The following is a 15,934-nucleotide window of genomic DNA, read 5'->3' on the forward strand; positions in this document are numbered from 1 at the left end:
GTTACTATGATTATCATATCAACACGATGCGGGAACAAGCCCTGAGCATCGATCACTCTCATTGCCGGAGTCCATCGTCATGTCGAAACCTCTTTATCCGCTCGACAGAACCGCCTACCTGCTGGTCGATCCGTACAACGATTTTCTCTCCGAGGGCGGCAAGATCTTTCCGCTGCTCAAACCGATGGCCGAGCAGAACGGCCTGCTCGACAACCTGCGCAAACTCGATCGCGCCGTGCGGGCCCTGCCGATTCCGGTGGTCATCGTACCGCATCACCGCTGGGTAAAAGGTGACTACGAGAACTGGGATCACCCGACCCCGACCCAACAAAAGATCATGCATATGCACCACTTCGCGCGCGGCGAATGGGGCGGCGAATGGCACCCGGATTTCGCACCGAAGGATGGCGACATCGTAGTTCAGGAACACTGGGGTTCCAGCGGTTTCGCCAACACCGACCTGGACTTTCGCCTGAAACAGCAAGGCATCACCCACGTGATTATCGTCGGCCTGCTGGCCAACACCTGCATCGAAGCCACCGCCCGTTACGCGTCGGAACTCGGCTACCACGTCACGCTGGTGCGCGATGCGACCGCTGCGTTCAAAGAGGAAATGATGCACGCCGCCCACGAACTCAACGGCCCGACGTTCGCCCATGTGATCACCACCACGGACGAACTGATCGCCAACCTTCAGTCGCAGGGTGAAGCGAAATGAATCTGACCGGACATCTGCTGATCGGCGCCGCTGACGTGTCCGCCACCGAAGGCACGATGAAGGCACTGAACCCGGCAACCAACCAATTGCTCGAACCGGAATTCGCCCTCGGCGGTGCGGCGCAGATCAATCAGGCGGCAACCCTCGCCGATGCGGCCTTCGACAGCTATAGCCACACTTCGCTGACCGAACGTGCGGCGTTTCTCGACAGCATCGCCGACAACCTCGACGCCGTACGCGAAGAACTGGCTGCCCGCGCCGCACTGGAAACCGGCCTGCCCCAGGCACAACTGGAGGGCGAAGCCGCCAAGGCCGCCACCCAGTTCCGCCAGTTCGCCGACGTGGTGCGCAAGGGTCGCTTCCTGCAATTAGCGATCGACCCGGCGCAACCCGATCGCCAGCCGCGACCACGGATGGATCATCGCCTGCAAAAAATCGCCATCGGCCCGGTGGCGATCTTCGGTGCGAGCAATTTTCCGATCTCCTATTCGGTGGCCGGCGGCGACACTGCGTCGGCACTTGCGGCCGGTGCGACGGTGATTCTCAAGGCGCATAACGCACATCCCGGCGCATCGGAAATCCAGGCTCGTGCCATCCGCAAAGCGGTGCAGTCGCATGGTTTGCATGAAGGGGTTTTCTCCATGGTGCGCGGTGGTAGTAACGCGATCGGTGAAGCGCTGGTCGATCATCCTTTGATTAAAGCGGTGACCTTCACCGGTTCAGAGGTGGGCGGTATGGCGCTTTATCGCCGCGCGCAATTACGGCCTGATCCGATCCCGGTGTTCACCGAAATGACCAGCGTCAATCCCACCTTCATTCTGCCCGCAGCGCTGGCCGCACGTGGCGGTGAGATCGGCGATGGTTTTGTCGAGCGAATGCTGGTGAATGTCGGGCAAGCCTGCTTGTGCCCGTCGATCCTGATCGCGGTCGAGAGCGAGGGTTTGCAAGCGTTGCGCAGCGCCATGATCAAGCGGGTCAGTGAAGCGCCGGCGCGTACGATGCTGACGCCGGGGATTCACGGTTCATACGTCAAAGGACTGGGGGCGATGGAAAGCGCAGGGGCGAATCGGGTAGCGGTCGGCGCGCCGACGGATGGCCAATTTGAGGGACGCTCGGCGTTGCTGGAAGTCAGTGGCCAGCGTTTCCTCAGTGAGCCTGCGCTGGCCCATGAAGTGTTCGGCCCGGCTGCACTGCTGGTGACGGTCAACGATGAGGAAGAGTTGCTGGCAATTGCCCGTTCGTTCAAGGGTCAGTTGAGCGCAGCCATTCACCTTGAAGACCGCGATCTGGATCTGGCCCGGCGTCTGCTGCCGATCCTCGAACGCCGCACCGGACGCATCGTGGTCAACGCCTTCGCCCATCCGCAGGAAGTGACCTTCGCCACGGTGCACGGCGGGCCGTTCCCGGCCACCTCGGACAGTCGCTTCACCTCGGTCGGCATGAGCTCGATCGAGCGCTTTTTGCGGCCGGTGGCGTATCAGGGGTTTCCCGATGCCTTGCTGCCGGAGGTATTGCGCGACGCCAATTCACTCGACCTGCCCCGCAGCATCGACGGGCAATGAAAAATGCCCGGTTCGGCGGGTCACCGAACCGGGCACTTTTTTCAATCAAATGAACAGATCTTCAGGGGAACGCCCCGGACCCCAAGCATCAATTCTCTTCTGCACGCACCACACCGCGCTCCTCCAGCAAACGCACAAACATACTCAGACTGCGCGAAACCGTACCCCGCCGCCACACCAGCCACGTCGTCAAATAGCGAAAATCCGCCGCCAGCGGCCACACGCTCACCGTCGCGCAGCCGGGCATGCTCTGCAGCATGCTGCGCGGCATCAACGCCAGACCGGCGCCCGCGCTGACGCAGGCGAGCATGCCGTGATAGGACTCCATTTCGAAAATCTTGCCGGGCACGGCAGCGTCGGTGCTGAACCATTTTTCGAAGTGATGGCGATAGGAGCAGTTCGAGCGGAACGCATAGATGTTCTCGCCGTTCACGTCTGCTGCGCGCTGGATCGGCCCGTGCTGAAGCGGCGAGATGATGACCATTTCCTCTTCGAATGCCGGGATGCCTTCCAGCGCCGGGTGCAGGATCGGGCCGTCGACGAACGCAGCCGCCAGACGCCCGGAAAGCACACCGTCGATCATCGTCCCGGACGGACCGGTCGACAGGTCCAGATCGACCTTGGGGTGTTGCTGGTTGTAGGTCGCGAGCAAACCGGGAATCCGCACAGCCGCCGTACTTTCCAGCGAGCCCAGCGGGAACGCGCCTTGCGGTTCCTCGCCGGCCACCGTGGCGCGGGCTTCCTGGACCAGGTCGAGAATGCGTCGCGCGTATTCAAGAAAACTCCAGCCGGCCGGCGACAGGCGCAAACGGCTTTTCTCGCGGATGAACAGGTCGACGCCCAGATCTTCCTCCAACTGCTTGATGCGCGTCGTCAGGTTCGACGGCACGCGATGGATCTGCGCCGCCGCCGCGCTGATGCTGCCGTGTTCTGCAACGGCCTTGAAGATTTCCAGTTGCACCAGATCCACACTCATTCTCCAATCGTGAAAGAAACGCTCTTTATTATTCAGTTTCCAGAAACCAAACGCCACCCTACTCTGAGCGCATCCACTGACCTCGCAGGACGACGCCATGAGCCCGATTTCCAGCCAGACCCACGCCATCTCGATCAATCCCGCTACCGGCGAGCAGATCGGTCATTACGCTTTCGAATCCGCCGAAGCCCTCGACGCTGCGCTGACCCGCGCCGCATTCGGTTTCAACAAATGGAAACGCAAACCGCTGCAGGATCGCTCCCGCGCCCTGACCGCGCTGGCCGGGGCCCTGCGGGACAGCAGCGAAGCCATGGCGACCATGATCACCCGGGAAATGGGCAAGCCGATCGCCCAGGCCCGTGGCGAAATCGAGAAATGCGCCAAGCTCTGCGAGTGGTACGCCGAACACGGCCCGGCCATGCTCAACGCTGAAGCGACGCTGGTCGAAGGCGGCAAGGCGCGCATCGAGTATCGCCCACTCGGCCCGATCCTCGCCGTGATGCCGTGGAACTTCCCGATCTGGCAAGTGCTGCGCGGTGCGGTCCCGGCGCTGATCGCCGGCAACACCTACGTGCTCAAGCATGCGCCGAACGTGATGGGCAGCGCCTATCTGTTGCGCGATGCCTTCACCCGCGCCGGTTTCGCCGATGGCGTGTTCGAAGTGATCAACGTCACACCGGAAGGCGTGTCCAGCGCCATTGCCGACCCGCGCATTGCCGCCGTAACCCTGACCGGCAGCGTCCGCGCCGGCATGGCCATTGGCGCACAGGCCGGTGCCGCGCTGAAGAAATGCGTGCTGGAGCTGGGCGGTTCCGATCCGTTCATCGTGCTCAATGACGCCGATATCGACGAAGCCGTGCAAGCGGCCGTGATCGGTCGTTACCAGAACTCAGGGCAAGTCTGCGCCGCCGCCAAACGCCTGATCATCGAAGAAGGCGTGGTCGAAGAGTTCACCCGCAAATTCGTCGAAGCCACCCGTCAGTTGAAGATGGGTGACCCGTTGTCCGCCGACAACTACATCGGCCCGATGGCCCGTTTCGACCTGCGCGACGAACTCGACCAACAAGTGCGCGACACCCTGGAAGAAGGCGCCACCCTGCTGCTCGGTGGCGGCAAGGCCCAAGGCCCCGGCAATTACTACGAACCGACCGTGCTGGCCGATGTCACCGACCGCATGACCTCGTTCAAACAGGAACTGTTCGGCCCGGTGGCCTCGATCATCACCGCCCGCGATTGCGCTCACGCCGTGGCCCTGGCCAACGACAGCGAGTTCGGTCTGACCGCCACGATCTACACCGCCAACATCGCTCTGGCTCAGCAACTGACCAGCGAACTGGAAACCGGCGGCGTGTTCATCAACGGCTACTCCGCCAGCGACCCGCGCGTGACCTTCGGCGGCGTGAAGAAAAGCGGTTTCGGCCGCGAGCTGTCGCACTTCGGCGTGCGCGAGTTCTGCAATGCGCAGACGGTGTGGCTGGATCGCCGCTGATCCGGTCGATCCGATAAACCCTGTGGGAGCGGGCTTGCCCGCGAAGAGGGAGTGTCAGCCTCCGTTTAAGGTGCCTGACACTCCGCCTTCGCGGGCAAGCCCGCTCCCACAGGTCTTGTTTCAGTCCTTGAAATCCGTGGATAGCGCCAGCGCCTTCCACTCGGCCAATTCCTGCGCCACCAAGCGGTTCTTCGCCTCGATTCGTGCAACCGTGTCGCTGCCCAGCGCCAGCCGTTGCGGCGGGTTCGGTGCGTTGACCAGCGCCAGCATCGCTTCGGCAAACTTCTGCGGATCGCCCGGTTGCGCATGGTTGGCCGCTTCGGCAAAGGTGCGCATCTTGCCGACGGTTTCGTCGTAGTCCGGCAGCACCAGCGCGGTCTTGATCAGCGACTGCTCGTCGAGGAAGTCGGTGCGGAAGAAGCCCGGTTCAACCACCGTGGCATGAATGCCCAGCGGCGCCAGTTCCTGATGCAGCGCTTCGCTGATGCCTTCCACTGCGAACTTGGTCGAGCCATAGACACCCCAGCCCACGTAGGCCTGATAACCGCCAATCGACGAGATGTTGATGACCCGTCCACTGCGCTGGGCGCGCATGTGTGGCAGCACGGCGCGGGTGACGTTGAGCAGGCCGAACACGTTGGTGGCGAACAGGCGCTCGGTTTCGCTGGCGCTGGTTTCTTCAACGGCGCCCAACACGCCAAAGCCGGCATTGTTGATCAGCACGTCGATGCGGCCGAAGCGCTTGATGCCTGCTGCCACCGCTTGGTGGGCTTCTTCTTCGCGGGTGACATCGAGGCGCACCGCCAGCAGGTTCGGGTGATCGCCGAGGCGGTCGGTGATGTCTTGCGGGTTGCGGGCGGTGGCAATCACCGCGTCACCGGCACGCAGGGCCTGTTCAGCGATAAGGGTGCCAAAACCACGGGAAGCTCCGGTAATCAGCCAGGTACGCATATCAACTCCTCCTGTCGGTGACCCTGGCGAGATTGCCGGGGCCTTCTTGATGAGTTGAGTCGACTTTAAAGCCGTGCTACTGATGTGATAATCCCAACAAATTTGCATGACTTTGTGAAAGGCGCTCACAAATGAAAACCCCGTCCACGGCGGATCTGCCGATCTTTCTATGCATCGCCCAGCACCTGAATTTCAGCCGTGCAGCGGTGGATCTGGGCCTGACACCGTCCGCGCTGAGTCATTCGTTGCGGGCTCTGGAAAATCGCCTAGGCGTGCGCCTGTTCAATCGCACCACCCGCAGTGTGGCGCTGACCGAAGCGGGCGAGCGGTTATACGCGCGGCTGAAACCGGCGTTTCGCGACATCGAAGACGCCCTCGAAGACCTCAATCACTTTCGCGACAAGCCTTCCGGCAACCTGCGTATCACTGCCGGGCGCCAGGCCTGTGAGCTGGTGTTGCTGCCGATTGCCAGCGAGTTCTTGCAGGCCTATCCAGACATCCGTCTGGAAGTGGTCGAAAGCGATGCGCTGCTGGATATCGTCGCCTCCGGATTCGATGCGGGTGTGCGTTTCGGCAACCGGCTGGAAGCTGACATGGTGTCGTTACCCATCGGACCGAATCTGCGTTCAGTGGTGGTCGGATCACCCGGCTTTTTCGAACGACATCCCGCGCCACAGAAACCTGAAGATTTGCAGGCCCTGCCCTGCATCCGACATCGGTTCCCGAGCGGTTCGATATACCGCTGGGAATTCAAACGGGGTGGTATAGACCAGGAAATCGAGGTCAACGGCCCGCTGACCCTGGGCGATGTCAGCCTGATGATCGGCCCCGCGTTGCAGGGTTTGGGCCTGGCCTATGTGTTCGAGGACATGGCCCGCGAGCACTTGGCGAGCGGGCGGCTGGTGCAGGTGCTGGCGGACTGGTGCCCGTACTATCCCGGCCTGCATCTGTATTACCCGAGTCGGCGCCACGTACCGGCGCCGCTCAAGGCGTTTATCGATTTCGCCCGCAATGCCCGCGATGGCAAAACGGGCTGAGCCGCTTTACAGATATTTCAACCAGGCAATGTCGCGCCGCCGGGCCTTCAACTCCGAGAACCAGCGCACGGCCGGGAACAACACGACCGCCAGCACCATCGCCGCCAGCCACACCGCCGTCACCGATGAAAAACCGAAATACGTGCCCTGATTAAGCCCGAACAACGCCACACCGATCAGGTACAGCACCTTCAGCGCATACAGGTGCAGCAAATAGAAAAACATCGGCGCCGAACCGAACACCGTCAGCCAGCGAATCCAGCGTCGATCCTGCGCGCGCTCGAACACCAGCAACAGCAGCAGCCCGACACTCACCGTCAACGTGATGAACAACAGCGACGGCGGGTATTTGGTGATGTTGAAAAAGCTCATCAGGGTTTGCAGGCTGTTGTCACTGATCGACCACGGTTTCTCGCCATAACCGTTGACCAGTCGCACTGCCACAAAGCCCAGCAGCCCGGCGACGCCACCGATCAGCAAACGGCGCTGGCGAACTGCGGCATCGGCTGCGCGAGCGAACCACGGCCCCAGCGCGTAACCCAGCCCGATCACGCCGATCCACGGCAACAACGGGTACGAGGTGCGCAGACGCAAGGTCTCGCCCGCCTCGATCCAGCCGCGGTCATGCAGGATTGCCCATGGCACGTGCAGCGCCGACTCCGTTGCGAAGTGCAGCCCGTCGAGCAGGTTGTGCCCGGCGATGATCGCCAGGCTCAGCGTCAACAAAAGCCAGCGTGGCAGCCAGACCAGCAGCGACAACGCGATCATGCTCAGGCCGATCGCCCAGATCACTTGCAGGTAGATCACGGTGGGTGGCAGCTGGAACGTCCAGGCGAAATTCACCAGGGTGAATTCCAGCAGCACCAGAAACAGTCTGCGCTTGAACAGGAAGGCACTGACGTCAGCCTTGCCGTCGTACTTCTCGCCGAACAGCCACGCCGACAACCCGGTCAGCAACACGAACACCGGCGCACACAGGTGCGCCAGGGTACGGCTGAAGAACAGCGCCGGCTCGGTGCTGGCGATGTCCATCGGGTCAGTGACCTGACGATGCAGCAGAAAGGTTTCGCGCACGTGGTCCAGCAACATGAACAGAATGACCAGGCCACGCAGCGCATCAATGGACAGCAACCGGCCAGTCGCCGAGGGGGCAGAACGGGGAACCGCAATCGTCATGGAGGTATCGCAATCGAAAGGTTGATCGATGCGACCGCCCGAAAGCGGCCGCATAATTTGCGTTACCTTATAACATGAAAAACCGATCCAATCGCTAGCGGTTCTCAAACAGCGATCACGCAGTGCGCAGGATTTCCAGCACGACCTGCAACGGATGGCGCAACTGTCGATCGGCCTGACGCTTGACCTGACTGCGGCAGGAATACCCGGTGGCCAGCGCCTCGTCCTTCTCCACCGGCGCCTCGATCTGCTTCGCCCAGGATTGCTCGTAGATCACTGCCGAGGTTTCGCGATTACGCGCTTCGTGCCCGTAAGTGCCGGACATGCCGCAGCAACCGGTGGCCTGGGTCGCGAGCTTCAGGCCGACACGCTCGAACACCTGCTCCCACTGCCGAGTGGCGGCCGGGGCGTTGGTTTTTTCGGTGCAGTGCGCCAGCAGACGGAAGGTTTCCTCACAGCGCCGATCGACTGGCTCCGGCATGACGTTGAGCAGCCACTCCTGCACCAACGCCACCTCCGGGCATTGCTCCATCCCCGGGACTTTCAGATATTCCTGGCGGTAGACCAGGGTCATGGCCGGGTCGAGCCCCACCAACGGCACGCCGATCTCGGCCAGTGCGCGCAATTGCCCGGCATTGCGCAACGCCGCGCGCTTGAACGCCGACAGGAAACCCTGCACATGCAGCGGCTTGCCGTTGGCACTGAACGGTGCCAGATAAACCTGATAGCCCAGTCGCGAAATCAGCTCGATCAGATCCGCCAACAATGGCGCCTCGAAATACCGGGTGAAGGCATCCTGCACCAGCACCACACTGCGTTCGCGCTGGGCTGCAGTCAGCGCCGACAATGCCTCGACTGACGCCGGCTGAACCTGCCAGCGACGCATCGCCGCGTGGAAATCAAAACGGCTGAGCAACGGCACATCGACCATCCCGCCCAAGCGCTCTATCAATCGACGGCTGAACGAGGCGCCCATCAAGCCGTTGTAGAGCAACGGAATCCGCGCCATGTACGGAATCGTGTACTCCAGCGAGGCGATCAGGTAATCCCGCGCCGGCCGCGGATAACGGGTGTGGTACAGCTCCAGAAACCGTGAACGGAAGTCCGGTACGTTGACCTTCACCGGGCACTGCCCCGCGCAGGACTTGCACGCCAGGCACCCAGCCATGGCGTCGTACACCTCGTGGGAAAAGTCCTGTTCCTGTGCACGGCTGTTGCGCCAGCGCTGCAGCAACGTGCTGAAAAACGGCGGACGGCGACTGGCATCGGCCAACACATCAACCCCCGCCTCGCCCTGCAACCGCAGCCATTCGCGAATCAGCGAAGCACGGCCCTTCGGCGATTGCGCGCGCTGGCGGGTGGCTTTCCAAGACGGGCACATCGCATCGTCGGGATCGAAGTTGTAGCAGGCGCCGTTGCCGTTGCAATGCATGGCCGCGCCGTAGTCCTGCCAGACCTTCTCGTCGATCTGCCGATCGAGTTCGCCGCGCAGGGTCACTTCGTCAATCTTCAGCAATGCCGCGCCGGGAATGTCCGGCGTAGCGATCTTGCCGGGATTGAACTGGTTGAATGGATCGAACGCCGCCTTCAAGGCTTGCAACGCCGGGTACAACTCACCGAAGAACGCCGGTGCATATTCCGAACGCAGGCCCTTGCCGTGCTCGCCCCACAGCAGGCCGCCGTAACGCTGGGTCAACGCGGCGACGCCGTCCGAAACGGGACGCACCAGTGCGGCTTGCTGTGGGTCTTTCATGTCGAGAATCGGCCGGACGTGCAGCACGCCGGCATCGACGTGACCAAACATGCCGTACTGCAACTGGTGGCTGTCGAGCAGGTCGCGCAACTCGGCGATGTACTCGGCCAGGTGCTGCGGCGGCACGGCGGTGTCTTCGACAAACGGCTGCGGCCGCGCTTCACCGGCGACGTTGCCGAGCAGACCCACCGCGCGTTTGCGCATGCCGTAGACACGGTTCACCGCTGCATGACCGACGGCCAGCGTATGGCCCAGGCGCTCGACTGTGGCGTCGTTGCCCAGGTGTTGGACGAAGGCCTCGACCCGACCTTGCAGCTCCTCGGGATCGTCGCCGCAGAATTCCACCAGGTTGATCCCCAGCGTCGGCCGCTCGGCGCTTTCCGGAAAGTATTCGGCGACGCCGTGCCAGACGATGTCCTGCATCGCCAGCAACAGCACTTTGGAGTCGACGGTTTCGATCGACAATGGCTTGAGCGCCATCAACGCCCGGGCATCGCGCAAGGCATCCATGAAGCCGGCGTAGCGAATGTTCACCAGCATCGTGTGCTTGGGGATCGGCAACACGTTGAGTTTGGCCTCGACCACAAACCCCAGCGAACCTTCGGCGCCGCACAGCACGCTGTTGAGGTTGAAACGGTTGTCGGCCTCGCGCAGGTGCGCCAGGTCGTAGCCGGTCAGGCAGCGGTTGAGATCGGGGAAGGTTTCCCGGATCAGCTCGCCCTGCTCGTCGATGATCTGCCGCGCGCGGCGATACACTTCGCCGGGCCGGCCCTCGCGGGCGCACTCCGCTGCCAGCTCGCTTTCTTCCAGCGGGCGGCCGTGCAAACGTTCGCCACCGCGCAGGACCATGTGCAGCTCCAGCACATGGTCGCGGGTCTTGCCGTAGGTGCAACTGCCCTGGCCGCTGGCGTCGGTGTTGATCATGCCGCCGACGGTGGCGCGGTTAGAGGTCGACAGTTCCGGGGCGAAAAACAGCCCGGCGGATTTCAGGGCGGCGTTGAGTTGATCCTTCACCACACCGGCCTGTACCCGCACCCAACGCTGTTCAACGTTGATTTCGAGGATGCGGTTCATGTGCCGCGACAAGTCGACGACGATGCCATCGGTCAACGACTGGCCGTTGGTGCCGGTGCCGCCACCGCGAGGCGTGATCACCACTTTTTGGTAAGCCGGTTCGGCGATCAGGCGCGCCAGCAGCGCCACGTCGTCGGCATCACGCGGGAACACCGCCGCTTGCGGCAAGCGCTGATAGATCGAGTTGTCGGTGGCCAGCACCACGCGGCTGGCGTAGTCGGCACTGATTTCACCACGAAAACCGCTGGTTTCAAGGGCTTTGAGAAACTGTTGGTAGTCGGTGTTCAACGCGGTGGAAGGCGACAGCTGGGCAATCATCGGGAGGGCAATCTCGGTCAAAAACGGGCCGTGTGGCGGTGAACAGTTGTGCGCAAGGAATGATTGCGTCACGCTCCCGCCATCTCATAGGCCTTATGTTCATTGCAGAGCGATGTCGGGACAACCGTAAAATCGACCCGCAATCCATGACTAAAACGAATGAATCCGCGAACCCTTACTCCCTCGATGTCGTTGCTGCTGGCTTTTGAAGCCGCCGCTCGCCATGAAAGCTACACCCGCGCCGCCCACGAACTGTCGCTGACCCAGAGCGCCGTCAGCCGCCAAGTGCAGATTCTGGAAAAGATGCTCGGCATGCGCTTGTTCAGCCGCGAAGGCCGGCGGGTGATCCTTACCGACGTCGGGCGCATGTATCAGCGCGAACTGTCCGAAGCCCTCGGCCAGATCCGCAGTGCGACCTTGCAGGCCATGGCATTTGGCTCAGGCATCCACAGTTTGCGCCTGGCGACCCTGCCGACCTTCGGCTCGAAATGGCTGCTGCCGCGCTTGAAGGATTTCTACACCGCGCACCCTGGCATGACCGTTCATCTTCATTCGCGCATCGAGACGATTGACTTCGACACCAGCGAAATCGACGCGGCGATTTGCGTCGGTGGCGGTGACTGGCCGGGGCTGACCGCCCACCGCCTGCACACCGAAGAACTGGTGGTGATCGCCAGTGCGCAGCTGTCCGATGCCGAACGCCGTGCGGCCGACAAGGACATCGCCGGGCAACTGCTGCTCAACGTCAGCAGCAACGCTCAGGCCTGGTCCGAGTGGTTCAGCCATCATGCCCTGCCCCATCGCAGTATGCGCATTGGCCCGAGTTTCGAGATGACCTCGCACTTGATCCAGGCCGTGCGCGCCAATATCGGGATCGGGCTGGTGCCGAGGATTCTGGTGGAAGATGAATTGCATAACGGCGAGCTATTGCAACTGGGTGAACCGATCAGCAGCCGGCGCAGCTATTACCTGGTTTACCCGGCGCGCAATGAGTCGCTGGCGTCGCTGAAGGCGTTTCGCGACTGGTTGATGCGTACGCTTTGAAACAACAGAGGGCGCCGTTTGGCGCCCTCTGGTTTTGCTCGATCAGAATCGCGGCTTCAGCGCTTTCCAGTCAGGTTTATAGCGTTGCATCTGCCGCACATCATCGCGCTGGCGGATGCCGCAGGTCAGGTACTGGTCATGCAGCTTGCCCAGTTGATCGTGATCCAGTTCCAGCCCCAGGCCCGGCGCACGCGTGATCTTCACGCAGCCATCGACAATCGGCAGCTTGCCGCCCTTGATCACCTCTTCATCCGGCTCCTGCCACGGATAATGGGTGTCGCACGCGTAATCCAGATTCGGCACCGCAGCCGCCACGTGCGCCATGGCCATAAGGCTGATGCCCAGGTGTGAGTTGGAATGCATCGACACGCCGAGGCCGAAGGTGTCGCACATTTTCGCCAGGGTCTGGGTATCGCGCAGGCCGCCCCAGTAATGGTGATCGGCGAGAACAATCTGCACGCTGTTCTGCGCCACGCTGCGGCGGAACTCGTCGAAATCAGTGACCACCATGTTGGTGGCCAGCGGCAGCCCGGTGCGTTTGTGCAGCTCGGCCATGCCGTCGAGGCCCGGGGTCGGATCCTCGTAATACTGCAGATCATCACCCAGCAACTCGGCCATGCGGATCGAGGTTTCCAGCGACCAGTTGCCGTTGGGATCGATGCGCAGCGGATATCCGGGAAAGGCCTTTTTCAGCGCCTTGATGCACGCCACCTCATGTTCCGGCGGCAACGTGCCGGCCTTGAGCTTGATGCTCTTGAAACCGAACGCCTCGATCATCCGCGCCGCCTGGGCGACGATTTGCTGCTCGTTCAGCGCCTCGCCCCAGTTGTCCGGTTTGTAGGGTGAATCGACGTGCTGCGCATACTTGAAAAACAGGTAGGCACTGAACGGCACTTCGTCGCGCACCGCTCCGCCCAGCAGATCCACCAGCGGCACATTCAGGTAATGGGCCTGCAAGTCGAGAAACGCCACTTCGAACGCCGAATACGCATTGCTGACGGCCTTGCTGGCGTGGGAACCGGGCGCCAGTTCGGCACCCGCCAGACTGGCCGGTTTGTGGGCGGCAACCGTGGTCTGAACGATCCGACGCAGCTGATTGAGATTAAACGGATCGAGGCCGATCAACTGCGACTGCACCTGTTGCTGGATCGCCAACGCCGGGGCATCGCCATAGCTTTCGCCGAGGCCGATGTAGCCGTTGTCACTCTCGATCTCGATGATCGAGCGCAGGGCGAACGGTTCATGGATGCCACTGGCGTTGAGCAGCGGCGGATCACGGAAAGCGATCGGAGTGACGGTTACGCGAGTGATTTTCAAAATGACGCTCCTGTTGAGTCGGAATCAGCGGCTCGCCACCGGGTTGGCCGTCGGCGCAACGGCGGTTTCGGGTTCAGGCTTTGCCGGGGTTTTGCCTTTGGCGCCTGGCGCCATGCGGGCGAAGAAGATCACTACTGCCGCTACCAGCGAAGTAGCGGCCAGGCCATACAGACCGCCCTCGATAGAGCCGGTGGTCTGTTCCAGAAAACCGAACGCGGTCGGCGCAACGAAGCCGCCCAGATTGCCGATGGAGTTGATCAGCGCAATGACTGCCGCCGCGATGCGCGCATCCAGATAGCTCTGCGGAATTGGCCAGAACAGTGCCGAAGCCGCCTTGAAACCGATGGCCGCGAAACAGATGGCGACGAAGGCGAAAATCGGCCCGCCAGTGGTGGACATGAACATGCCGAACGATGCGATCACCAGCGTCAGTGCGACCCAGGCCTGCTGGAATTTCCACTTGCCCGCAAGCGCCGCAAAGCCGTACATCGCGACAATGGAAATGATCCACGGCACCGAGTTGAGCAGCCCGACCTGGAAGTCGCCGAGGTTGCCCATTTTCTTGATCATGCTCGGCAGCCAGAAGGTGGCGCCGTAGATGGTCAGGGCGATGGAGAAGTAGATGAAGCAGAACAATGCGATCTGCCGATCCGCCAACAGTTTGAACATCGATGGTTTGGCGACGTGGGTCGCTTCGCGGGCACGTTGTTCCTCGGTGATTGCCATCACCAGCGCTTCACGCTCCTCTTCGGTCAGCCACTTGGCCTGACGCGGATGGGATTGCAGCCAGAACCAGACAAACCCGCAGAGCACTACCGACGCGGCACCTTCGATCAGGAACATCCACTGCCAGCCGTGCAGGCCCAGACCGCTGATATGCAACAGCGCGCCGGACACCGGACCGGATATCACCGAAGCAATTGCCGACCCGCTGAGAAACACCGCCATGGTCTTGCCGCGCTCAGAGGCCGGCAGCCATTGGGTGAAGTAATAAATGATCCCCGGGAAGAACCCGGCTTCGGCAGCGCCCAGGATGAAGCGCAGCACGTAGAAACTGGTTTCGCCTTTGACGAACGCCATGGCCATCGCCGCTGCGCCCCAGGTGAACATGATCCGCGTCAGCCAGGCGCGGGCGCCGTAGCGTTGCAGAAGCATGTTGGACGGCACTTCAAACAAGGCGTAACCGATGAAAAACAGACCGGCGCCAAGGCCATAGGCGGCAGCGCCGATACCCAGATCGGTTTCCAGATGACTGCGCACGAAACCGATGTTGACCCGGTCGATGTAGTTGACGATGAACATCACCACGAACAACGGCAGCACGTGGCGCTTGACCTTGGCGGCGGCGCAGGCGAGTACCGTGATGTCCGGCGGACTCTGGAGGGTTTTCAAGGGGCGACTCCCGATCTTTGTTTTTGTAGGGAAGGCCTGTTCAGGCGTAGAGCGATCATGGACGGGGCAATTGATCCCGTCTAATCTAACCTGGCATTCGATTGATACCTGGATTAGATCAATGTTCGAATTGACCCAACTGCGCTGCTTCACCACCGTCGCCACCGAACTCAACTTCCGCCGCGCCGCCGAGCGGTTGAACATGACCCAGCCGCCACTCAGCCGGCAGATCCAGTTACTGGAACATCATCTGGGCGTCGAACTGTTTACCCGCAGCACGCGCAGTGTCGCGCTCACCGCCGCCGGCCGGGCGTTTTTCATCGAAGCGCAGAATCTGCTCGAACGCGCGCAACAGGCTGCCGTCACCGCCCGGCGCTTTGCCGAGGGCGATATCGGTTCGGTGAACATCAGTTTTGTCGGCAGCGCGGTGTACGAATTTCTGCCCAAGGTCATCGCCGAGGCGCGCCTCAAGCAGCCGCAGGTGAAGATCGACCTGACTGAAATGAACACCTATCAGCAACACGAAGCCCTGCGTGCCCGACGCATCGATCTGGGCATCGTCCGCGCGCCGTTGCTCGAGCCTGGTTACGCCACCGAATGCCTGGTGCGCGAGCCGTTTGTGCTGGCGGTGCCGAGCGGCCATCGACTGGCGGAGGCAGACGACGTTTCAGTGAAGGATCTGGATGGGCAGCCGTTCCTGATGTATTCCCACGCGGCCTATCCGCCGTTCAACGAATTGCTCACCGGCATGCTGCGCTCGGCCCGGGTCGCTCCGGATTATGTGCAGTGGCTGGGGTCTTCATTGACGATTCTGGCGCTGGTCAATGCAGGCATGGGACTGGCGCTGGTGCCGCGTTGCGCGACCAGTGTGGTGTTCAGGAATGTGGTGTTTCGCGAGATCGACCTGGGCGAAGGGGTGCAGAGCGAGCTGCATCTGATCTGGCGGGAGAACAACGACAACCCGGCGTTTGCGATGTTGCTGGAGGGCATTCGCCGGGCGGTGAAGGATGGATGGGGTTAAGAGCGGGCTTGCGATGATGGGGGGTACTTCAGCGGTGGTGGTGCCTTTGGGCCTGTGATCAATGGTTTCTCCAATAGCTTCCCGTCGGGCCCTACGAAAAGTCGCT

12 protein-coding genes are annotated in these 15,934 nt (G+C 61.9%); 6 read left to right on the forward strand and 6 right to left on the reverse strand.

Features of this window, described 5'->3' with window-relative positions; translation table 11 throughout:
• Nucleotides 1-79 precede the first annotated feature (79 nt).
• Together AWU82_RS10360 and AWU82_RS10365 are read left to right on the forward strand one after the other, a co-directional pair.
• Complete coding sequence (locus AWU82_RS10360; protein ID WP_064379376.1) at nucleotides 80-718, forward strand: cysteine hydrolase family protein; 639 nt, start codon at nucleotides 80-82, stop codon at nucleotides 716-718.
• The gene (locus AWU82_RS10365; protein WP_064379378.1) at nucleotides 715-2,280 is read left to right on the forward strand and encodes an aldehyde dehydrogenase (NADP(+)); all 1,566 of its coding nucleotides are present in this window, start codon (nucleotides 715-717) and stop codon (nucleotides 2,278-2,280) included. Before AWU82_RS10360 ends, AWU82_RS10365 begins: the two co-directional genes overlap by 4 nt.
• A gap of 88 nt (nucleotides 2,281-2,368) precedes the next feature.
• Here the strand turns inward: AWU82_RS10365 and ptrR are convergent, their stop codons facing one another.
• Nucleotides 2,369-3,250, reverse strand: a complete 882-nt coding sequence (ptrR, locus tag AWU82_RS10370; protein WP_064384043.1) for a putrescine utilization regulator PtrR — start codon at nucleotides 3,248-3,250, stop codon at nucleotides 2,369-2,371.
• 103 nt (nucleotides 3,251-3,353) lie between these two features.
• Between ptrR and AWU82_RS10375 the strand changes: the two genes are divergently transcribed.
• Nucleotides 3,354-4,745 (forward strand): aldehyde dehydrogenase family protein, encoded by a 1,392-nt coding sequence (locus AWU82_RS10375; RefSeq protein WP_064379379.1) that lies wholly within the window; start codon nucleotides 3,354-3,356, stop codon nucleotides 4,743-4,745.
• A gap of 120 nt (nucleotides 4,746-4,865) precedes the next feature.
• On the opposite strand, the gene AWU82_RS10380 is transcribed toward AWU82_RS10375, so the two are convergent.
• Nucleotides 4,866-5,696, reverse strand: a complete 831-nt coding sequence (locus AWU82_RS10380; RefSeq protein WP_064379382.1) for an oxidoreductase — start codon at nucleotides 5,694-5,696, stop codon at nucleotides 4,866-4,868.
• A 131-nt stretch (nucleotides 5,697-5,827) separates the two neighbouring features.
• On the opposite strand from AWU82_RS10380, the gene AWU82_RS10385 reads away from it, so the two are divergent.
• Nucleotides 5,828-6,733 (forward strand): LysR family transcriptional regulator, encoded by a 906-nt coding sequence (locus AWU82_RS10385; RefSeq protein WP_064379384.1) that lies wholly within the window; start codon nucleotides 5,828-5,830, stop codon nucleotides 6,731-6,733.
• Between the two features lie 6 nt (nucleotides 6,734-6,739).
• On the opposite strand, the gene AWU82_RS10390 is transcribed toward AWU82_RS10385, so the two are convergent.
• Both AWU82_RS10390 and ydiJ read right to left on the reverse strand, forming a co-directional pair.
• Entirely contained in the window at nucleotides 6,740-7,909 is a 1,170-nt protein-coding gene (locus tag AWU82_RS10390) for an acetyltransferase domain-containing protein (RefSeq protein WP_064384044.1), read from the reverse strand.
• Between the two features lie 115 nt (nucleotides 7,910-8,024).
• Nucleotides 8,025-11,054 (reverse strand): D-2-hydroxyglutarate dehydrogenase YdiJ, encoded by a 3,030-nt coding sequence (gene ydiJ, locus AWU82_RS10395; protein ID WP_064379387.1) that lies wholly within the window; start codon nucleotides 11,052-11,054, stop codon nucleotides 8,025-8,027.
• Between the two features lie 159 nt (nucleotides 11,055-11,213).
• Here ydiJ and AWU82_RS10400 point away from each other — a divergent pair, with 159 nt between their 5' ends.
• A complete protein-coding gene (locus AWU82_RS10400; RefSeq protein ID WP_011334658.1) occupies nucleotides 11,214-12,098 on the forward strand; it encodes a LysR substrate-binding domain-containing protein in 885 nt (294 codons plus the stop codon).
• A gap of 42 nt (nucleotides 12,099-12,140) precedes the next feature.
• Here AWU82_RS10400 and AWU82_RS10405 read toward each other — a convergent pair whose 3' ends face one another.
• The gene (locus tag AWU82_RS10405) at nucleotides 12,141-13,415 is read right to left on the reverse strand and encodes a glucarate dehydratase family protein (RefSeq protein WP_064379388.1); all 1,275 of its coding nucleotides are present in this window, start codon (nucleotides 13,413-13,415) and stop codon (nucleotides 12,141-12,143) included.
• 24 nt (nucleotides 13,416-13,439) lie between these two features.
• Nucleotides 13,440-14,807 carry an MFS transporter gene (locus tag AWU82_RS10410; RefSeq protein WP_064379390.1) on the reverse strand — a complete coding sequence of 456 codons (1,368 nt, stop codon included), beginning with the start codon at nucleotides 14,805-14,807 and terminating at the stop codon, nucleotides 13,440-13,442.
• Between the two features lie 121 nt (nucleotides 14,808-14,928).
• Between AWU82_RS10410 and AWU82_RS10415 the strand changes: the two genes are divergently transcribed.
• Complete coding sequence (locus AWU82_RS10415) at nucleotides 14,929-15,828, forward strand: LysR family transcriptional regulator (protein WP_064379392.1); 900 nt, start codon at nucleotides 14,929-14,931, stop codon at nucleotides 15,826-15,828.
• Nucleotides 15,829-15,934 lie beyond the last annotated feature (106 nt).

The sequence above is a fragment of the Pseudomonas glycinae genome (genome assembly GCF_001594225.2).
Lineage (GTDB): Bacteria > Pseudomonadota > Gammaproteobacteria > Pseudomonadales > Pseudomonadaceae > Aquipseudomonas > Aquipseudomonas glycinae.